The following is a 20,528-nucleotide window of genomic DNA, read 5'->3' on the forward strand; positions in this document are numbered from 1 at the left end:
ATGACTACGACCCAGCAATCGACGCCATCCGTGACCGACGCCGCCGAAGCTGCCCGAGGGACCGTCTATGGAACCCTCGCGAGGCTGTACGAGGAACCTGACGAAAAACTGTACGAGGTGCTCGCGGACGGGACCCTCTTCGAAGAGCTCGGGCGACTTATCGAGGAGTCGGCGCTTGCCGTCTCGGTGCCGACGGTCCGGACCGACGAGGACTACGAACTGCTCTGTGCCCGGTTCAACGACGTGTTTGTCGTGGGCTATCCCGATCCGCCGGTGCCACGCTACGAGTCGGAATACGTCGATCGGGGGTGGAACGACACGAACCTCGATCTCGCCCGCGCCTACGAGTACTTTGATTTGGAAGTCGACGAACGCACGCGGGACCACCACGATTATCTCCCCTACGAACTGGAGTTCGTCGGCTATCTGGCTCGACTCGCGGCCACCGGCGAGGACGGGGCCACGCGTGCCCGGGCCGATTTCCTGGACCGCCACCTCGAACCGTTCGTCGCTGGTCTGGAGGCCGCGATCGACGAGGAGGTCGGGACCGGGATCTACGACCCGATCGTCTCGTTCACCGCGGCGTTTGTTCGCGCCGATCTGGCGGCCCTCGACGACGAGGTGACCGTGGAATGACGAGCACGGCGACGGGGACGGCTTCGCGCTGGCCCTCCGGCTCAACCGACCCCGAGACGACTCGCCTGGCGGCTGGGATCCTCGCGCTCGTCCCCGCTGTTGCGCTGTTGCTCGTCACGATCGTCGACAGCGGGCCGGTCGGTACCCGGTTCCCCTCCGGAATCCACGAGCCGATCGCCCTGCTCGCGATTTTGGGCCCCGCGAGTGCGGCGCTCGTCCTGGGACTGAACACCGCTGACGTGTCTGTTCGCGTGGCGATGCTCTTCGTGGGGGTGTTCGGGCTGCTCTCGGCCGTCTCCGAGACGGCCATGGCCCCGGCCGCCATCGCCCTCGCCGGAGCGACGGTCCTCCTCGCTGCAACCGCCGTTAAAACCGCCGACAGTCCGGGCCAGGTCGTGGTCACTGTCGCGTTCACTGTCGGCGTGCTCGCCTCGATGGCCGGTGCGTTCGGCTTCGAGCCGGCTTTTACCCGGAGCCTGGGATCCGTGGCCGTCGCTGGTGCGATCGTTGGACTTCCCGCATTTGTCGGCTGGTCCCGGCGGTCGGTTTTCGTCGGCCTCCTGGCGGGTGCGGTTGTGGCCGGCGTCGGGATCGCGGTGCCCGCGCTGGTCGCTGCCGTCGGCCTGCTCGGAATGGGAATCGTGGGGCTCCCGCTCGCAGTGCTCGTGGTTGGGGCAGTTGGTGGGGGAACTGCGGTCACGCGGGCCGTCGAAACGGGACGGCTCCCGATGGCTCTCGCTGGCCTCCTCGTGCTGGTCGCCGGCGTTCCGGCGACGATCCCGCGGGCACTCGCCCTGATAGTGGGAGTGGCTCTGCTCCTGGAGGGCTCACGATGACGGAGGAGCACCGCGATGCAGTGGGCGCTGACGGGGTGCGGTCAGTTCGTGGCGTCCGGCTCGGGACGGCCGAGCCGGCCGACTATTCGGCGGCGGATACCACTCCGGTCGAGGACGCGTCCATCGAGGAACTCGCGGCGATGCTCGAAGATTCGGCGGCCCCAACCCGCCGTCGGGCGGTCCTGGCCCTTGCTCGACGGAACCCTGAGCCGGCCGTGATTCGAACGCTGGCGGAACTCGCACGGTCTGACCCGGACGACCAGGTCCGGCAGTTCGCTGTCGAGGCGACCGGGAAACTCGACGGTGACCCACAGGTAGCACTCGATCTGCTCGAAGCCGACGCGGATCCCTGGGTCCGTGCGGAGGCAGCGGTCGCACTCGACCGACTGGCTCGGGACGCTCACGAGACGACCTTCGAGACGCTACTCGAAGACGAGGCCGTCGGCGTCCGGCGAAACGCGCTGATCTCCCTCGTTCGGATCAGAGGCGATGGGGCGCGTGATCTCTTGCTTGAAGCCCTGGACGACCCGAGCGATCGAGTCAGGGAGTGGGCCGTGAAACTTCTCGGCGGGTTCGACGACGATGAGACGGTGCGCACGGCGCTGAAACGGGTCCTCGACGATGAGACCGAAATAGAGGTCGTGCGCGAGACGGCCGCCCGCTCGCTCGGGGCCCGCGGCCAGGATGTCGAAGATCTCCTTGAAGATGGGACCGGGACTGCCTCGGCCGACGATCACATGCTCAACCACGTTCCCGATCGGTAGCCCGACACCGATTTCAGACACGAATGTGCCGTTCGGCGACACATTCATTTCACCGCCAACTGTCAGTTTAAAGAGATCGACGAGGAATGCTGGAATCGCTATCCCACCTGAATACCCGCCTGAAGCTCTTCGAGAAGGTTTCTCTGTTGCTGGTGATCATGGTGCTGCTCGCGGGGAGCAACATCGCGGTCATCTACGTCTACCACCAGCAAGCCGAACAGGTGGGCAACTCGGTCAACGTCGCCGGACAGGAGCGAATGTTGACCCAGCGGATGGCCCATCTCGCAAACGAGGTGGACCGGGGGGAGGATCCGGAATACGCCCGTGAACGGCTTCGGATCGCCCGCGATCGCTTCGAGCGCAACCTCGACGTACTCATAGACGGTGGAACTGTCCCCGACCAGAATCTCAATCCGGCCGTCGGGAGTGACAGCACCCGCACGCAGGTCACACTGAGTGGCGAGTCCGTCGCCGCGGCGCCACCCGCGGTCGAACCCGAACTCGAAGAACTGGAGACGGCCTGGACGGAGTACCGGGCGCACGTCGACGTCGTTCGGACGGCCGACCCGGAGTCGCCGGCCTTCCAGGAGTCGATGACCTACATCAACCGGCACAGCGATCGGCTGCTCGCCATCAGCGACTCGGTCACCGCCGAGTTCGCGGTGGTCCTTCGCGAGAGCCGGGCGCTCCTCGGGCAGCTCCTGGTCGTTCTGCTCGCTGTCGACATCGTCGTCGCGAGCCTGGGGGGACTCGCAGCGAGACGGCTTATCGGACTTCCGATGGCCGACATGGCCCGTGCTGGCCGGCGACTGGCCCGTGGCGAGGAGGCGGCCATCTCCGAAACGGACCTGCCGATCGACCATTCCCTGCCCGAAGCGGCCAAACGCTCTGAGCTCGCCCAACTCTCCCAGTCCTTCCGGGCCGTCCAGGCCTATCACCGCACGGCCTCGAAGCAGGCTCAGGCCCTGGCCCGGCGGGACTTCGACGATCCAGTTCTGGACGAGCAGGTACCGGGGGAACTCGGTCGCTCGCTCTCCAAGGTGCGGGTGGATCTGCCGGATTACATCGAGGAGCTCCGTGCGACGACGGAGAAACTCGACGCGCTCGTCGAGGCGGCCCCGGTTGGTATCTGCATCGTGGGGCCAAACGGGACGGTAAAGCGCTGGAACCCGGCTGCCGAACAGATCTTCGGCTGGGCGGCTGAAACCGTCGAGGGCACCGTGAATCCGGCATTACCACCGGAGCGGACCGACGCCTTCAGGCAGTTGCTCTCCTCGGCCATCGTCGACGGCCCCGTGACCGGAATCGAGACGGCCTGGCGGACCAAAGGCGGGGAGCGTGTCGATGTGAGCCTCTCCCTGTCGCCGGTTCCCGGCCCAGAGGAGACCCTGGAAGGGGTCATGGTCGTCATCGAGGACATCAGCGATCGGAAGGAACGGGAGCGAACCCTGCGCCAGCACCGGGACGAACTGGAGATGCTTACCCGGGTTTCCGATCTGGTGCTCGCGATCACCCAGGAACTCCTCGAGTCCTCCAACCAGGACCGCATCGAACGCACGGTCTGTACGTCCCTGTCAGATTCACCGCTGTATGAACAGGCCTGGATCGGCACGGAACAGGCGAACGAGCCGAGACTTGCGGTTCGGGCCGCCTCGACGGAATCGATGGTGGGTGAATCGATTCCACTCGATGCCGGGACCGCCACCGCCGAGGCGGTCGGTGACGCGTTCGAGGACGGGACGATCCAGGTCCGGAAACTGGGCCCGGAGACCGTCGACGATCACCCGTCCCATGAAGTGCCAGTTCCGGGAACCATCGCGGCCGTTCCACTGGTCCACCATGGGGCTGTCTTCGGCGTGCTCGTGGTGACGACCGACCGGGAGCACGCCTTCGAGGAGCGTGAGCGGACCGGGCTGCGGACGCTGGGCCGGACCGTCGGATTCGCCATCGACGCGATCACCGACAAGAAACTCCTCTTTGCCGAGACGGTGATCGAGTTGGCCTTCGACGTCTCCGAGACGGACCTCCCGCTGGTCGCGACGACACGGTCTCTGGACTGTCAGGCCGGTCTCGTCGGGGTGGTTGCCGGGGCCCGCCACGACACGCTCGACGCCTATCTAGAGTTCGAGGGCGCGGAGTTGGACGCGATTCTCGATCAGGTGGCCGAGGAACCTGGAATCACAGCGGTCCGTGCGGTCGCGACCGACGCCGAGCCCTACCGGGTCAAGCTCACGTTCGGTGCGGACTCCCCGGTGACCGAGCTCTTCGACCGCGACGCCCGATTGCGGGCCGTGGACCTCCAGGGCGGCAGTGGAACCTATACAGTTGCCGTCCCAACAGATGCGGACATCGAGTCGACGGTCGATCTCGTCCAGTCGGTCGCGCCCGCTGCGACCTTCGTGGCGAAGACCGAACAGGAACGCCAGGCGGTCCTCGGGAGTGACACGGCGGACACTATCCGGGAAGTCCTGACCGACCGTCAGTACGAGGTCTTCACCTCGGCGTACTTCGGCGGGTACTTCGAGTGGCCCCGAAACCAGACCATCGAAGATCTCGCTGCGGATCTGGGGATCGCGGGCTCGACGTTCAACAACCACCTGCGTCACGCTCAGCGAAAGATCGCGGACGTGTTGTTCGGGCCCGGCGAGGAGGACTGAGTTTTCGAATTGGGATCGAACGCAGTTTGACGCCCCTTAACGACGGTTTTGAGCATTTCTTGGATGTGCTTCAGCCCGGGGACACTATCTATCTAGGGCCGCCTCTACCCCCCGAATAAAGATAACTTGCCAACAGGTTATCGGGGGTTCCGGTTGAACCCAGATTCATCACGGGGCAATCTGACCATCGAGCTCCCACCTATCCATGGCAATCCAACAACGTCACCCACCGATCGACGGTCCGGCACCGGACGAGAGCGTCCGACCGACGGACGCCTCCCTGTGGGTCGAACTGGAGATCGACCGACACGAGGACGCCCGGTGCCCAGTTGCGGGACACACGGCACAGCCAATCAACGGCCGGATCCAGATCGCCGGCGAGATGTGCCACGCCACGATCAGCGACGAGCGCGACGGGGACCGCGCGACCGTCTACACGACACGGATCGACGAGGCCTGCCCGTGTACGATGATCTGTCGCGCCGGCGTTTCCCCGACGGCACTTTCAGTCGAGGACGGCTCCCTAGTGGTGACTGCCTACCTCGACTCGCGGGAGCGCCTCCTGGAAGTCACGAGCACCCTCGAAACCGGGGCGGACGAGTGGGTCCTGCGTCGACTCGTTCCCGCCGAAGACGGTCCCGATCCGGAGACTGGGGGACCGGGCCATTCGATAGACGGGGTCGCCGTGACCGAGAAACAACGCGAGGCCGTTCGGACGGCCATCGACATGGGCTATTACGAGGAGCCACGCGAGGCTTCGCTCTCGGATCTGGCGGCCGAACTCGATCTCTCCACGTCGGCGCTCTCTCAACGGCTGAACGCCGTCGAGACGAAACTGATCGAAGGACTCGCCGCCGATCTGTGACGGGGAGCGACACGCCAATCAGCACCGAGATGGACCCGTTTCTCGACGCGATCGCCTCACGAGAGGTGGCGCCGGCGGGCGGTTCCGGGGCCGCGGCCGTCGGCGCGATCGGTGCGGCACTCGCGGAGATGGCTGCCGTCCACACGGCCGCGGCCGGGCAACAGGGAGATCAGGTCGAGGGAATCGGCGAACGACTGGCCGCCGATCGGCGACTTCTACTCGAACTTGCCGACGCGGACGCCAGAATCGTCGAATCCGCATTTGGCGGCACGCCGGACCTCGATCGCCGAACCCACGAACAGCTCGTCGCGGTCCCACTCGCCATCGCCGAGACGTGTCTGAACGTGCTTTCGGGGGCCAGGGAGCTCTCGGAACTTTCCATCGACAGTGTGGGACAGGACCTGCAGACGGGCCGCATGCTCGTAACGGGGGCGCTCCGGGCGGCGCTGGCCACGGCGTCGGGGAACCTCGACTTTCTGGAGGGGCCGGCCCGCGAGCGACTGGCGGACCGGGTGACGGCGGCCGAGAACGCGGCCGCATCACTTTCGGACGCCGATCGACGCGAGTGATCAGGCGGTTCGGATGGTGGCCTGTTCGTCCGCGGGGGGTTCCGCGGTGGGCCCCTTCCGGCGGGCCCAGAACAGGAGAACGACCGGCAGCACCACCACCGACGTGAGAAACGAGTAGGCGACGCTGATCGAGATGAGGAGGCCGAACTGGATCAAAATCGGCGTGATCGAGAGCACGAAGAGCGCTAGCCCGGCGCTCATGGTGGTCACGGTGGTCCCAAACAGCGCCCCACCAGTCCCCCGAAGCGTAATTCTGGCCGCCGTGAGGGGGTCTGTGTGCTCGATCTCCTCGACGAACCGGTGGACGACGTGAATCGAGTAGTCGATTCCGACCCCAACAGTCACCGAGAGGATCGTCGCCGTCAGCGTGTTAAACGGGATCCCCAGCAGTCGCATCGTCGCGACGAGATACGCCACCGTGAGGACGATGGGACTCAGGGTGACGAGGCCGAGTTCCGGGTGTCCCTTCAGCAGGAAGTATACGAGGACGAGAAAACCGGCGGCCAGGGCCAGTGCGATCGCGAGACTCGACACGGCCGAGGCAAAGACGCTGTCGGCGACCCGCTGGAAGACTACCGTGGTCCCGGTTTCGACCGCATCGAAGCGCATTCGCTCGGCGACCCGTCTCGCGTCCGCGGTCACCGTCGCGTCGCTCGCCGAACTCTCGACCGCGTAGACGACTCGGGTGCTGCGGTAGTCGGAGCTGAGATACTGCTCGGCTCGATCGCCGGCTGGGGACGCCAAAAGCGTCTCGTAGATCGTCTCGAGGTTCTGGTCGGGGATCCCGTCATCGTTCAGGTCGTTCCGGTCGACGAGCGCTCGAAACGTGTCCGATTCGGCCGCGTGCTCCTGGATCACCGTGTTGATACTGGTCGATTGGGCCTGCCGTCCATCGCGGACGAACGAATCGGGCGGATCACGGCCGGCCCGTGAGAGTGCGGTTAGTGACGTATCTGCCGTGAACTGTCCCTCGGCGTAGACCGTCACCGTGTCGTGGTCGGTGGTCTCGAACCGGTCCTCGAGGAAGTGGGTGTTCGCCGTCGTCGTGTACTCGCCAGGGGCCATCGGGCCGGGGAGCGAGTCGAGGTAGTCCGGCAAGTCCTCGGGCGGGAGCATGTCCTCGTCCTCGAAGGAACTTCCCACGTCCTGCCCGTAATACCCTGCAGCGCCCGCCGTCAGGAGCAACGTGAGCAGGAACAGGGTGGGGATCTTGCTGGTGAGTTCGAGCGGAACCGGCAACAGTCGACCGAGCGCGGAGTCCTCGGCCCCCAGCGGCGTGGGCGACCGTCGCGGGATCGAGGACTGAACGCGCAACCGCTCCAGGGCGACCTTTCCGGCGGGCAGGAAGAGCCCGAAGACGAGCGCGACGGCGCTGATCCCGAGCGCCGCGACGAGGCCGAACTCCGCGATCGGCGAGAGCCCACTGGCCATGTTCGCGGAGAACCCGATGGCGGACGTCAGGGTCACCATGACGAACGCACCCAGAAGCGGGGCGAGCGTTCGACGCATGGGCTCACCGATCCCTCCGGATTCCTCCTCGCGATACCGATTGATGATGTGGATGCCAAAATCGACGCCGATAGCGAGCAAGAGCGGCGGGATCGCGACCTGGAGTTGCGAGAACGGGATTCCCAAAAGTCCCTGCAGTCCGAAGGTCCAGACGAGGGCCATCCCGAGAGCGAGAACGCCCAGGAACACGTCGAATGGGTCTCTGAAGGCGACCGCGAGGAACAGCACGAGCAGGACGACCACGGCCGGGATCGAGGCCGACAGTGAATCCTTGAGGACTTGCTGGTTCTCGTAGTCCGTGATTCCCGAGCCGAACACGCGCATGTCCCCCGTCGCCGTCGCCGCGATCTGCCGGGTCTCCAGTTGCACCGATTGCAGCGAATCCTCGTCCACGTCGTGGGTCACGACCCCGATGGTCGCCCCGGCACTCCCCTGTTTTTGGTTTCGCTTTTCGCCGAGGAGCGACTGACCGGCCGGATCGTCCATAACTGCTCGCACCGCAGCCTGTCGCTCGCTGTCGGTGGCCCGCTCGATAGCCCTGATCTGATCCGCGTGGGTGCGTGCGGTCGGATCGAGTTCGCGAGCGACCAGCGAGGCGACACTCCGGGTCTCGGTCACGTGGAGGTCGGGGCGATCGGCGACTCGCTTCTGGATGGTCAACATCTCGATGAGCCCCGACTGAGAGAGCACGTCTTGCTGGCTGTAGAGCAACAGTGTGGCCTTGGAATCCGGCTCGAACGGTTGCTCGAAGGTCTCTTCGACCAGTTCCTGGGTCGCGTACGCATCGACGTCCTCGGAGAAGTCGTCCGTGCCCGCACTCATCGTGATGTCGTCGAGCCCAGTGGCGAACCCGGCGGTGAGGAGCAGGAACACGAAAATGACCGCGAGCGGCCGCTCGACGACCGCCGTCGTGAGTCCCGTAGCGAGTCCGGAGCCGCGGCCCATTATCGGAACTGGGCCGCGAGCCAGTTTCGTTGCCAGACCGCCCCGACCAGGATGACCCCCAGCCCAGCCAGGCCGCCCAGGAGCCAATCTGGCAGGTTTCCGTCCGGTGCCGCGGTGACGGTCACGCCCACCACGTGTGTGCGTGAGAGTTCCGTGTCGCCGTCCTGAGTCAGGTACTGGAAGTCAGTCGCGAGCCCGAAGGTCTTCGCGGGGGCCGAATCGGCGGCACTCACCGCGTAGCTGATCGTCTCGGACTCGCCCGGCTCCAGGTGCGGAATCATCGCCTCGTCGTCCGTCGAGTCGAGTGGCGGGTCGAGGTACGCTTTGGCCTCGATCTCGGAGACTGGACGGTCGCCGGCGTTGTGCACGGTCACCTCGACCGTCTCGGTGCTGCCCGCCTCGACGGTTGCGTTTTGCACCGTCACCTCGAACTGGTCGCGCTCGGCCGCGATCGTTGCCGTGGCGGGCATGGGGTCACTCCCCTGTCGATCGCCCCGGACATCGGTGTAGGCCACGTTGAGGGTGACTCCCTGGTGGCTCTCGGAAACGCTGTCGCTTACGTCCACGGCGTAGCTGACTGTCGCCGTCTCCCCTGGCTTGAGGGCCTCGACGGCTTGCTGTGGGGAATCCAGATACACGTTCGGGTTCTCGAAGTCGAGTTTCACCACCGGTTCACGAACCGTCCGTGGGCCGTCGTTTCGGATTTCGACCACGTATGATCGCTCGTCGCCGGCCTGGAGGTCCCCGGTGGCGTTCACGACCGAGAAGGACTGCTCGGGGACCGGGCTGAACCCGGCTGATAGGTCGGGATCCGCCCGGACGAGGCCGTCCGAATCGGTGTAGCGGACGGTTCCGTCGACCGCGTACTCGCGGACGGTCGTCTCCGGGTTCACGGTGAGGTCGTAGGTGACGGTTTTGGACGCCCCTGGGTCGAGTGTGCCGACGTAGGTTTCCGCGCCCGTACCGGACACGAAGGAGGCCCCTGGGCTCGTCGATTCGAGGGCGAGACGGGTGTCTGTGGCCTGCTCGGAGCCGACGTTCGTGAGTGTTCCGGTGAGGGTGCCATCGGCCCCGACCTGGGCGTCTGTCGTGACGTTCGTCAGTTCGAAGCGGGCCGTCTCCTCGACAGTCACTTCGATGGTCTCCTCGACGGTGTGGCTGTGATCCTGGGAATACTGGGTCGTGTTACTGGACCAGTACTGGGCGACGTGGGAGTAGTCGAGTTCGACCTCGAGGTCATAGGCTCCGGGTTCGGCGTCCTCGGGAACGGTCACCGCAACCTGGACTTCTCGTGGCCGTTCCTCGGAGACCGATCCCAGGGCGAAAACCTCACTCTCGATATCGAAGGGGGCATCGTCCGCGGTCGCCTCGACGGTGACGTCACGAGCGGTGAGGACGGCCGCCCGCTGATCCGGGCCACCCCACTGGAGGTCCCCGTCGTTCCGGACCTGGAGTGTCAGTTCAGTCGCCTGTCCCGGGGCGAGTGTCGGGGCCGGAGCCGAAACCGAGAGATCGGGTTCACCGCGGATGCTTCCAGTGTCGGCCCCGAGCGCGAGTCCGGGACCGACGGCGATACTGAGAACGACCGTGAGCGCGAGCAGAGCGGCCAGCCGTGACATGGGCCCGGATTGGCGGTGTCTGGGGGAACGTGTTGTCGGGAACATGTGGGCCGACCCGAACATGTCCGTGACCGTTTATACCCGTGTTCGCCGATAAGGGAGAGTCGATGCCAGTTGTCGAACTGACGATCACGATGCCGCCGGACTCGTGGGTCGCCGAAGTCACGGGAAACGCTCCCGAGACCACCCTTCGAGTGCTCACGGTGCTGATCGATGATGGCGTCGGTCACGCCGTCCTCGAAGCCGAAACGACCGATCCAGGTTCGATCCTGGCGTGTTTGCAGGCCCAGGACTCGCTCACGGCGGTCGATCTGCTCTCCGTCGACGAACGCCGTGGCGTCTTCCAGATCGAGACCGCGGAGACCGCCATCCTCGAACCGTTTCTCGCGGCGGGCGTGCCACTCGAAACCCCGATCCATATCCAGGATGGCGTCGCAACCTGGCAGTTCACGACCTCCCAGGGTCGACTCTCGGCACTCAGCACCCACCTCCAGGAGTCGGGGCTTTCCTACCGCGTCGATCGAATCGGCGACGCCGAACCGACGGATCTGGCGAGCGGGCCGGGGTTGACCGACCGACAGCGGACGGTCTTTGCGGCCGCCTATGGAGCCGGGTACTTCGAGATCCCCCGCGAGGCGACGATCGGAGCGGTGGCCGAACAGACGGACGTGAGCAAGTCCACGGCGAGTGAGATTCTCCGCCGGGCAGTCAGGAACATCGTCGAGTGGTACGCACCCGACAGTTCCGCTGACGGACGGCCCGCAAGTGGATCGAACGGAACCTTCGCCGGACTGTAACCGAACTGGACTCATATTGAATCCAACACATGGCAGAACTCATCGATAACGTCGAGCAGTCGGATCGAGTCGAGGCCCTCTACGAATTCGTGACACGCGTCCAGGAGGGGGCGGACGCGGCGTCGATCGCTACGGAGTACACGGACGCGATCGAGGCCGTCAGGCCGTATGACGTGCTGGTGATCGAACACACGCTGCTTGCGGAAGGTGCTTCGATTCCCGCGGTCAAAGAAGAGATCGAACCGATTCTGGCGGAGTTTCGGCCCGCACTCGAGGCACACGACTGGGACCAGCCGGCAGCCGGGCATCCCATCGACAACTTTCGCCGGGAGAACCGGGCGATCGAGTCACACCTCGCGGAGATCACCAGCCTCGCGGCGGAGATCGAGGGGGCGACGGAGCCGCCACTCCAGGCCGTCGGGAACCTGCAGTCCCACATCGAGGCGCTTTCGGGGATCGATCGGCACTTCGTCCGGAAGGAAAACGAACTTTTCTCCCATCTTGAAGACCACTGGAAACACGACCGGCCGCTCGGGGTCATGTGGTCGATTCACGACGATATCCGCTCGCTGCGCTCCACCCTCGAATCGATGGCCTCGAATCCGGAGACGAATCCGGCGACCCTCTCGACGCTCTGCACCCGGCTTTCGAACCTCCTGCAGGGCCTGATCTTCAAGGAGGAACAGGTCATCTTCCCCGTGGCACGCGAGACGCTGACCGACGCGGAGTGGGAGCCGATTCAACGGGAGAGCGCCGAGATCGGGTACTTCGAGATCGAACCGACGTTCACCTATCTGGATTCGGCTGATCCCGCGGCCGACACGGACGATTTCGTTGGATCGGGGGACACTGGCTCGCTTCCCGCTGGGGCCGTCGAGTTCGGGCTCGAAACCGGCTCGCTCACGCTGTCGGAGGTCCAGATGCTCTTCGACACCCTCCCGATCGACGTGACCTACGTGGACGAGGACGACCGGGTCCGTTATTTCAACAACCCCGAGGATCGGATCTTCCCCAGATCCGGCTCGATCATCGGTCGGACGGTCCAGAACTGTCACCCGCCGGAGAGCGTCGACCGGGTGGAACAGATCCTCTCGGCGTTCCGGGCCGGCGAGCAGGACCGGGCCCGGTTCTGGATTCAGAACGACGAGGCGTTCGTCGTGATCGAGTATTACGCCCTTCGAGACGAGCGTGGGAACTACCGGGGAACACTGGAGGTCACCCAGGAGGCGAGTGACGTTCGCAGCCTGGAGGGGGAAAAACGACTGGTCGACTGGGGCGAGTGAGCGGTCGCCCGGCCGGACGAACATGTTCGTCAGAATCCCTTCGCCGGCCCATGGCGAATATTCAGGTGCGAATGCATCTAGTTACGTCACGAGCGAGCCCAGTCGGGTCGTGTCGAACAATCTGTGACTCTCGACGGTGGTCGGCATGAGCATGTTCTGCTATCAGTGCCAGGAGACCGCGGCCAACGAGGCCTGTACCGACGTGGGCGTCTGTGGGAAGGACGCCGAGACGAGCAACCTCCAGGACCTCCTGGTCTGGGAACTCAAGGGCCTGTCCGCCATCGCCGAGCGGGCACGGGCGGAAGGAATCTCTGACGAAGCCCTCGACGTCTTCGTCGCCGAGAGTCTCTTCTCGACGATCACGAACGTCAACTTCGACCCCGAGTGGTTCGAGGACCGGATCGAAGAGACCCAGCGCCGACGCGCGGCGTTGCGGGAGACCTACGAGCGCGAGGTCGGCGAGCTAGACGACTCTTCGTTGCCCGAGGCAGCGACCTGGACCGGCGAGGGCCCCGCAGACTTCCACGAGAAGGCCGACCCATCCACGGTCGGCGCGTTGCGCACCGAAGACGAGGACCTGCGCTCGCTCAGGGAACTGCTCACCTACGGGCTGAAGGGAATCGCCTCGTATGCCGATCACGCCTCCGCCCTGGGCGAAACGAAAGACGAGGTCTTTGCCTTCGTCACCCGTGGGCTGGCCGCAACGGTGGACGATCGCTACGACGCGGAGGAGCTGACGAACCTCGTCCTGGAGGCGGGGGAGGTCGGCGTCGAGGTCATGGAGACCCTCGATACGGCCCACACCGAGTCGTTCGGCCACCCCGAGCCGACCGAGGTCGACATCGGCGTGGGCGACCGGCCGGGGATCCTGATCAGCGGGCACGACATGAAGGACATGGAGGAGCTCCTCGAACAGACCGAAGGCGAGGGTGTGGACGTGTACACTCACGGCGAGATGCTGCCGGCGAACGCCTACCCGGCGTTCAAGGAGTACGACCACTTCGTGGGCAACTACGGCAACGCCTGGTGGGAACAGCACCGGGAGTTCGAGGCGTTCAACGGGCCGGTCCTCCTGACGACGAACTGCCTGGTCCCGCCGTCGGACTCCTATGCCGACCGCGTGTACACCACGGGCGTCGTCGGGTTCCCCGGGGTTTCTCACATCGACGGTCGCGAGGACGGCGAACCCAAGGACTTCTCGCCACTCATCGAGGCCGCGACGGGCACGGAGTCGCCCGAACAGATCGAATCCGGCACGATTCCCAACGGCTTCGCGCACAAGTCGGTTCTCGACCGGGCCGACGAGATCATCGCGGGCATCCAGGCCGGCGACATCCGTGGCTTCGTGGTCATGGGCGGCTGTGACGGTCGGCACACCGAGCGGAACTACTACACCGAGATGGCAAAGGAACTCCCGGAGGACGTGATCATTCTCACGGCCGGGTGTGCCAAGTACCGGTACAACAAGCTGGATCTGGGGGATATCAACGGCATCCCGCGGGTGCTGGACGCCGGCCAGTGTAACGACTCCTACTCGCTCATCCGGATCGCGACGGCGCTCCAGGACGCCCTCGACGTCGAGGACATCAACGACCTCCCGATCGCCTTCGACATCGCCTGGTACGAGCAGAAGGCCGTCACCGTGCTTCTGGCCCTCCTGAGCCAGGGTGTCGAGGACATCCGGCTGGGTCCCACACTGCCCGGCTTCCTCTCTGCGGGCGTGACCGACCTGCTCGTCGAGGAGTTCGGAATCAAACCGATCGATACCGTCGAATCCGACATCCAGGAGATCCTCGCCACGATCGACGGAGAGCCGACCCAGCCCGCGATGTCAGACTAGGAGAAATCCGCGTCCGCGCTTTGCTCGGCGAGGTATTCGCCGATGATCCGGCCTTCGGCGCGTTTGAGCGTCTCGCTGCAGGTCGATTTTGCGATGTCGGCCGCCGCCGCAACGTCAGTCAGGGTCGCGTTCCGAGGCGAATCGTAGTACCCCATCTCGTGGGCGGTCTCGACGAGCGCTCGCTGTCGGTCGGTCAGAAGGGAGCCCGTTTTCAGCCGTTCGCGGACCTCCTCGACGGTGTAGGTAATCTGGAACGCCGAGAGCTCTTCGCCCAATTGGGAGAGCCGCTCCTGTGAGGTCGTGATCTCCCAGGTCGCCGCCCCGTCTTGCAACTCGAAGGGCATCTCCAGGGGGATGCCCGACCCGACGATCGGAAAGAGCAGCGTCGGCTCGGTCGTCTCGAACTGCACCAGCGCGGTGTCCCCCGCCTGGCCCAGTACCGTCAGGTCCTGGGTCTCCTCGACGGTTTCGATCTCCGCGACCATCGCATCGAGGGCCGAACAGGTGATCTCGACGAGTCCGACGCCAGTGTCCGCGCCCGCGACCGCCGAGAGGACTCTGATCTTTGCCTCCGGGTACGCCCGCGAGATCGCGCCGATCCAGAGGCGGTCCGGGATCTCGATCGAGAGGATTGCATGGACCATTCCCGTTCGGGTGGACTTGCCGTTCACGGCTCGAATATGTTCGGATTCCCGCGGGGGCAGCCCCGAACGTGTTCGCCGGAACCTTTTGAAACTCGCCCGGCGAGGACGATGTATGGCCACGGTGACCGCCACGCGAACCATCGCGGCGTCCCCGGACGCGGTCCGCTCGCTGATCCGCACTGACGTGCCCGCGTTCATCCGGGCCTCCGGCTTCGACGCCGTGACCGTCGAGGGCGAGACCTACACCGTCTCCCGGACCATCGGCGTGGCGACCTTCGAGTTGACACTCACGCGAATCGAGAGCGAACACGTCCTCGAATTCGAGCAGACCGAGGGCATCTTCGAGGACATGTGGACGCGCTATCGCGTTCAAAGCGCCCCCGAGGGTGCCGAACTCGTCGCGACGACGGAGTTCACGCTGGGCGGTGTGCTCGGACCGGTGCTTGACAACTCGTTGATCAAGACCCAGCGAACGGGGGAGTTCACCGATCAGTTCGATTACGTCGAGCGCGAACTGACCTGACGGATTCGGGGCCTCAGGGCAGTAGCCATGGCCCACCGAGTACGAACAGGGTCGAGAGCAGCGCTTCGGTCTGGCCCAGTCGTTTCATGGGCGGGGAGTCACTGGTTATCGCCAGGTGTACGGTTCTGGCTGTCGAGAGCCCGAAGAGCACTGGCCCTGCCGGGCCGATCAAGCCTATCGACCAGCCGCCGAGCACCGCCACTACCGCCCCAACGGGGACGAGCAGCCATCGACCGGTCGAAATTTCCGACTCGGCTCGCGTTCGAGTCACGACCAGTCGAACCCGATAGGTGGCGAGCAGGTGATAGCCGGCGAAGAGGGCATAAAGCACCCCCAGAAGCCCGGGATTGGTGATCCCAAGGAGGTGAGCGCCTGCGGGAGCGATCACCGAGAGCCCCAGCACGCCAGCGGCCACGCCCCGCAGCCGACCGGCACCGCCCTGACCCCGGTAGCGGAGTTCCACGAGGACGGCGGGAACGGCGAGCACCCCGAGTGCCCAGATCGGGCCCTGCAAGACCACGAGCCCGCCGATGGCCAGGCTGACGAGCAGGGCCTCGACCGCCCCGATCACAGCGTACCGCCGCTTCTCGTGCCCCGCGGCGGCCCCGTGCCGGCGAACGGCCTCCCGGAAGAGCATGGCGCCGACGGTCAAAAGCCAAAAGAGGAGCACCGACACGAGCACCGTGCTCGTCCACGATACGCCCGCTCCGAGGCCGACGCTCACGGGGGTCAGCAGGCCGACGATCAGCAGTGACCGCGCTCCGTGTTCGGGTGGCAGCGGTGGTCGCAACTTGCGAAGGCGCATTGCCGTGGCGTTCTCCGTCTGCGGTTGTACACCCTTGCCCGAACATATTCGTGCCCCTTCGCTGGCGGGTTCTGTCGATTTCGGATCGAAGAACTGGCTCCTGTGGGAGGCCACTCACTCGAGACGCGGTAGCCACCGGCGCGTATGGCATCCACCGGCGGGCCGGAAAATCACGATTTGGCGGGGACTAGGGCCGATCCGTGTCCTGCAGGCTTCCGCCGATGATCAGTGCCGCCCCGATTATCACGAAGTTCTTGACGATGTACTGTCCCTCCAGGGTGAGACCGTAGGGGAATGCCGTGAACACGGCTTCCGGCACGAGGACGACCGGCAGGAACGTCCCGGGCATCTGGAGGGCCAGGAGCACCAGCCCGATCCGGGTCCAGGGCCGGTAGAGAAATCCCAGTCCGATCAGCATCTCCCAGATTCCCAGAACCGGGACGAAGATCCCGGCCGGCAGGAACCACACGGCTTCGGCCACCAGCGGGGCCGCCGGGCTCACGCCGATGACTTTCAGAGCGCCGAACCAGACGAAGACGATCCCGAGAGCCAGCCGTGCGGCCTGGAGCCCGTTGTCCGCCATCCAGCCGGTCACTCGCTGGTCAAGGGTCCTGAGTTCCGCTGCGATCGACCCGGTCTGCTCACTCGGCTCGACGGCCGAGGAATCACTTGGTTGTGTACTCATACTATATGGTAGGGGTTTACCGAGTATGAGTTGGCGCCCCACGTGATTGGTAGCACTCCGCGAATCGTATCATAGTGCCCGTTGGACCCCAATCGGGCGCTCCACGATCAAACACGGTGTGTGCGTTGGACTCGGTTTCCTGGGTTCGAATCCTCCGTCCATTTCATCTCGCTTTGCTCGAAGAAATGGGCCCTAGCGGATTTGAACCAGCGGAAACCTCACTCCGTTCGGTTTCCTGGGTTGCAAATCCGCTGGCCCTCTCCGCGTTGTCACGTCTCGTGACACCTTCGGGTCACTCGACGGTGACGGTCCCGAGAAATGGGCCCTAGCGGATTTGAACCTCGGTCACTTCGCTTCGCTCGTTCCCTGATTCAAATCCGTCGCCCATTTCATCTCGCTCCGCTCGAAGAAATGGGCCCTAGCGGATTTGAACCTCGGTCACTTCGCTTCGCTCGTTCCCTGATTCAAATCCGCTGGCCATTTCATCTCGCTTTGTTCGAAGAAATGGGCCCTAGCGGATTTGAACCACTGACGACGCGGTTATGAGCCGCGCGCTCTAACCAGACTGAGCTAAGGGCCCTGCCCGAGCGTACCCGTGGCTCTGCCTTGAGCGTTACCTTACAGAAGCGCCGCCGCCAGGGCTCGAACCTGGGACAACTCCGTTAACAGCGGAGTGCTCTACCAGCTGAGCTACGGCGGCTTGGGTTACCGTACTTGGCTACTTTTGATAGGGCTTTCGTTTCGGCTGGGGGTCCCGCCCCGCCGCCTCGCCCACCGTGGAACGAACTGGTCCACCCCATACGCATTAGGAAAGACTAATTTAGGTTTCACAAACTTTTCTTCCGAAATTTTAACTCCCGGAAGCCCGTCGGTCCATACGACGGATGAGCCTGCTCGCCAACCTGCTCCTGGTCTTCTTCGCCGGCCTCGTGACAGCGATCGCGACCGGCGTCGGAGCCCTCCCTTTCTTCCTGGTCGATGACATTCCCAGACGGTGGAACGTGCTGCTCTGGGGGCTCGCGTCGGGAATCATGGTCGCGGCCTCGGTTTTCGGGCTCCTCAAGGAGGGGCTCGCCGCCGGGACCGTCCAGGAACTTCTCCCCGGGGTGCTTGTGGGGGTCCTGCTGGTGGTCGTGAGCCATCGCGTGATCACCCACGCGAACGTCGACCCGCGGGAGTACACCGAGGCCGACTTCAAGAAACTCGTCCTGATCCTGGGCATCCTCACCGTCCACAGCTTCCCCGAGGGCGTGGCAGTCGGGGTCTCCTTCGCGGATCTGAACCTCGGGACCGGCCCCATGTTCCTCGGGTTCACCGTCCCGGTGCTCGCGATCTTCATGACCGTCGCCATCTCGATTCACAACGTCCCGGAGGGGACTGCGATCTCGATCCCGCTGCGGGCGATGGGCGTCTCCAAGTGGCGGATGGTCTGGTGGTCGATCTTCTCCAGCTTGCCCCAGCCGATCGGCGCGGTGCTGGCCTTTGCCTTTGTCCGGTACGCCCGGGAATTCCTCCCCTTCGGCTTTGGCTTTGCCGCCGGCGCGATGGTGTACCTGGTTGTGACCGAGTTCATTCCCGAGGCCCTCGATCAGGGGGCGGACCTTGACAACCGCGGGTGGCCGGAGCTACTCGCTGGTATTCTCGTTGGCGTGGCGGTGATGGTCCCGCTCGCGATGATCTGAGCGATCGACATGCTTTCGGGGTGGCCCCGGTAATCAGAGGGCATGACGACTTCTCGTGACCCCGAGGCGGTGATCGAGACCGTTCGCGAGCGGGTCGATCCCGATCCGGGTGAACGAGCCGCCCTCGATGCCGCCGTCGACTCCCTGGTAGATCGGACCGAGGCGGCCCTGGCGGATCTCGATGTCGAGGCGAGTGTCCTCCAGGTCGGGTCGACGGCCCGGGGGACCTGGGTGAGCGGTGACCGGGACATCGACGTCTTCGTGCAGTTCGATCCCGAGCTACCGCGGACGGACTTGGAACGCCTCGGGCTGCAGGTCGGCCGGGACGTGCTCCCGGATGGGCACACCGAATTCGCCGAGCATCCCTACGTCACCGGGGAGTTCCGCGGGTTCGCGGTCGATCTGGTTCCCTGCTATGCCGTTCCGGACGCCACCCAGATCCAGTCCGCGGTCGATCGCACTCCCTTTCACAACGCCTACCTGAAAGCGCGCCTCGACGACGAACTGGCGGGGGCGGTTCGGCTCTTCAAGCAGTTCCTCAAGGGAATCGGCTCTTATGGCAGTGACCTGCGAACCGAGGGCTACTCGGGGTACATCGCCGAACTCCTCGTCCTCGAATACGGCGGCTTTCGGGAGACCCTTCAGGCGGCGAGCGAGTGGCACCCGCCGGTCCATCTCGACCCGGCCGAGCATGGCACCCGGTCCTTCGACGATCCGCTGGTCGTCGTCGACCCCACCGATCCGGAGCGAAACGTCGCCGCCGTCGTCTCACACGCACATGTCGCCCGGCTCACCCACTATGCCCGGCAGTTTCTGGCCGATCCTGGCGTCGACTTTTTCTTCCCGCCGGCGACGTCGCCGATGGACGAAGACGCGGTTCGGGCAGCGATCCAAAAGCGGGACACGACGCCGCTGGCCGTCGTTTTCGACCCCCCGGATCTCGTGGCGGATCAGCTCTACCCCCAGCTCCGTCGCTCGCTCGCGGGACTGGTGCGCGGGCTGGAAAACGCGGGTTTCGACGTGCTTCGGGGCGAGACGTGGGCGCGTGATCGGGCGGTCCTGTTCGTCGAACTCTCGGTGGCCGACCTGCCCGCGATCGAGCGTCACGAGGGGCCGCCAGTCCACGCCCAGCCCCACGCCGAGCGCTTTTACGAGACCTACGTCGACAGCGAGGCGATCGGCCCGTTCATCGACGGCGACCGGTACGTCGTCGAGCGACCCCGGGAAATTACGAGTGCCGAGCAGTTCGTCGCCGAACGGCTCACGACGGTGGCCCTCGGCGCGCAGATCGAACCCGTGCTCGAAGACGAGTTCGTGCTGGAGGTAGGGACTGACGTGGCCGTCTTAGCCGAGGCCTTTGGCTCGGAACTCGCGGCGTACTTCCACCCGTCGCCGTGAGTCAGTCACAGAGCGAGACGAACAACTCGATGTCCTCGGCCTGAATCGTCCGCCGACCCGCGTGCTCGGCGAGTTTTCTCGCGCCGCTTGCGATCCGCTTGGCCCGCGATTCGAGCAGCCCCGCGAGTGCGAGTCTGGCGTCCTCGGCCACGCGGAACTGGTCGTCGATCTCCAGGCGCGCGATTCGATCGACGGGCGCGACGGGCAAGGTCACCGCGTCTCGTCCGGGGACCGAGATGTCCCCGAAATCCGAGACCATGATCGTCTTGCGGTCAGCGGCGGCGGTTTGCTGGGCCGCCTCGGCAGCGATTGCCGCCCCGATCTGTTGGATCTCTCGGGCGAGTGCCTCGGCGGCACCGGCGCTGACACGGAGGTCTCCCGCCTGGGTCCTGATCAGCGAATCGACGGGGGAGAAGGGAAGCTCGACACTCATACCCGAAATCCCGGGCGGTCACTGGCTTAACTGTTTCC

At 65.1% G+C, this 20,528-nt stretch carries 18 protein-coding genes and 2 tRNA genes; 12 read left to right on the forward strand and 8 right to left on the reverse strand.

The window, feature by feature from the left end; all coding sequences use genetic code 11:
* The 6 genes from RH831_RS04480 (at position 1) to RH831_RS04505 (ending at position 6,327) form a co-directional block, all read left to right on the forward strand.
* Complete coding sequence (locus tag RH831_RS04480; RefSeq protein ID WP_310553065.1) at positions 1-636, forward strand: molecular chaperone TorD family protein; 636 nt, start codon at positions 1-3, stop codon at positions 634-636.
* A complete protein-coding gene (locus RH831_RS04485) occupies positions 633-1,472 on the forward strand; it encodes a hypothetical protein (RefSeq protein ID WP_310553066.1) in 840 nt (279 codons plus the stop codon). Before RH831_RS04480 ends, RH831_RS04485 begins: the two co-directional genes overlap by 4 nt.
* On the forward strand, positions 1,469-2,236 hold the full coding sequence (locus RH831_RS04490) for a HEAT repeat domain-containing protein (protein WP_310553067.1): 768 nt from the start codon (positions 1,469-1,471) through the stop codon (positions 2,234-2,236). Before RH831_RS04485 ends, RH831_RS04490 begins: the two co-directional genes overlap by 4 nt.
* Positions 2,237-2,322: 86 nt before the next feature.
* Positions 2,323-4,893, forward strand: a complete 2,571-nt coding sequence (locus RH831_RS04495; protein ID WP_310553068.1) for a bacterio-opsin activator domain-containing protein — start codon at positions 2,323-2,325, stop codon at positions 4,891-4,893.
* Positions 4,894-5,098: 205 nt separating this feature from the next.
* On the forward strand, positions 5,099-5,758 hold the full coding sequence (locus RH831_RS04500; RefSeq protein WP_310553069.1) for a helix-turn-helix domain-containing protein: 660 nt from the start codon (positions 5,099-5,101) through the stop codon (positions 5,756-5,758).
* A complete protein-coding gene (locus RH831_RS04505) occupies positions 5,755-6,327 on the forward strand; it encodes a cyclodeaminase/cyclohydrolase family protein (RefSeq protein ID WP_310553070.1) in 573 nt (190 codons plus the stop codon). Before RH831_RS04500 ends, RH831_RS04505 begins: the two co-directional genes overlap by 4 nt.
* On the opposite strand, the gene RH831_RS04510 is transcribed toward RH831_RS04505, so the two are convergent.
* A complete protein-coding gene (locus RH831_RS04510; RefSeq protein WP_310553071.1) occupies positions 6,328-8,781 on the reverse strand; it encodes an MMPL family transporter in 2,454 nt (817 codons plus the stop codon).
* Positions 8,781-10,400 (reverse strand): COG1361 S-layer family protein, encoded by a 1,620-nt coding sequence (locus RH831_RS04515; RefSeq protein ID WP_310553072.1) that lies wholly within the window; start codon positions 10,398-10,400, stop codon positions 8,781-8,783. Before RH831_RS04515 ends, RH831_RS04510 begins: the two co-directional genes overlap by 1 nt.
* Before the next feature lie 107 nt (positions 10,401-10,507).
* Between RH831_RS04515 and RH831_RS04520 the strand changes: the two genes are divergently transcribed.
* The 3 genes from RH831_RS04520 (at position 10,508) to hcp (ending at position 14,320) form a co-directional block, all read left to right on the forward strand.
* Positions 10,508-11,197 (forward strand): helix-turn-helix domain-containing protein, encoded by a 690-nt coding sequence (locus RH831_RS04520; protein ID WP_310553073.1) that lies wholly within the window; start codon positions 10,508-10,510, stop codon positions 11,195-11,197.
* A 29-nt stretch (positions 11,198-11,226) separates the two neighbouring features.
* A complete protein-coding gene (locus RH831_RS04525; RefSeq protein ID WP_310553074.1) occupies positions 11,227-12,480 on the forward strand; it encodes a PAS domain-containing protein in 1,254 nt (417 codons plus the stop codon).
* 145 nt (positions 12,481-12,625) lie between these two features.
* Positions 12,626-14,320: a hydroxylamine reductase gene (hcp, locus tag RH831_RS04530; RefSeq protein WP_310553075.1), complete on the forward strand. Its 1,695-nt coding sequence runs from the start codon at positions 12,626-12,628 to the stop codon at positions 14,318-14,320.
* Here the strand turns inward: hcp and RH831_RS04535 are convergent.
* Positions 14,317-14,964: a helix-turn-helix domain-containing protein gene (locus RH831_RS04535; RefSeq protein ID WP_310554136.1), complete on the reverse strand. Its 648-nt coding sequence runs from the start codon at positions 14,962-14,964 to the stop codon at positions 14,317-14,319. The genes hcp and RH831_RS04535 overlap by 4 nt on opposite strands.
* 112 nt (positions 14,965-15,076) lie before the next feature.
* Between RH831_RS04535 and RH831_RS04540 the strand changes: the two genes are divergently transcribed.
* Complete coding sequence (locus RH831_RS04540; protein ID WP_310553076.1) at positions 15,077-15,487, forward strand: SRPBCC family protein; 411 nt, start codon at positions 15,077-15,079, stop codon at positions 15,485-15,487.
* A 13-nt stretch (positions 15,488-15,500) separates the two neighbouring features.
* On the opposite strand, the gene RH831_RS04545 is transcribed toward RH831_RS04540, so the two are convergent.
* The 4 genes from RH831_RS04545 to RH831_RS04560 form a co-directional block, all read right to left on the reverse strand.
* The gene (locus tag RH831_RS04545; RefSeq protein ID WP_310553077.1) at positions 15,501-16,292 is read right to left on the reverse strand and encodes a hypothetical protein; all 792 of its coding nucleotides are present in this window, start codon (positions 16,290-16,292) and stop codon (positions 15,501-15,503) included.
* A gap of 187 nt (positions 16,293-16,479) precedes the next feature.
* A complete protein-coding gene (locus RH831_RS04550; RefSeq protein WP_310553078.1) occupies positions 16,480-16,977 on the reverse strand; it encodes a DoxX family protein in 498 nt (165 codons plus the stop codon).
* A 505-nt stretch (positions 16,978-17,482) separates the two neighbouring features.
* Positions 17,483-17,557 (reverse strand) — tRNA-Ile (locus RH831_RS04555).
* A gap of 47 nt (positions 17,558-17,604) precedes the next feature.
* Positions 17,605-17,677 (reverse strand) — tRNA-Asn (locus RH831_RS04560).
* Between the two features lie 184 nt (positions 17,678-17,861).
* Here RH831_RS04560 and RH831_RS04565 point away from each other — a divergent pair.
* Positions 17,862-18,659, forward strand: a complete 798-nt coding sequence (locus tag RH831_RS04565; RefSeq protein ID WP_310553079.1) for a ZIP family metal transporter — start codon at positions 17,862-17,864, stop codon at positions 18,657-18,659.
* Positions 18,660-18,701: 42 nt separating this feature from the next.
* Positions 18,702-20,057 (forward strand): CCA tRNA nucleotidyltransferase, encoded by a 1,356-nt coding sequence (gene cca, locus RH831_RS04570; protein ID WP_310553080.1) that lies wholly within the window; start codon positions 18,702-18,704, stop codon positions 20,055-20,057.
* Between the two features lies 1 nt (position 20,058).
* Here the strand turns inward: cca and RH831_RS04575 are convergent, their stop codons facing one another.
* Positions 20,059-20,490: a histone gene (locus tag RH831_RS04575; RefSeq protein WP_310553081.1), complete on the reverse strand. Its 432-nt coding sequence runs from the start codon at positions 20,488-20,490 to the stop codon at positions 20,059-20,061.
* Between the last annotated feature and the right edge of the window lie 38 nt (positions 20,491-20,528).

Origin of the sequence: Halodesulfurarchaeum sp. HSR-GB, assembly GCF_031432215.1 — an archaeon.
In the GTDB taxonomy this organism is placed as follows: Archaea; Halobacteriota; Halobacteria; order Halobacteriales; family Halobacteriaceae; genus Halodesulfurarchaeum.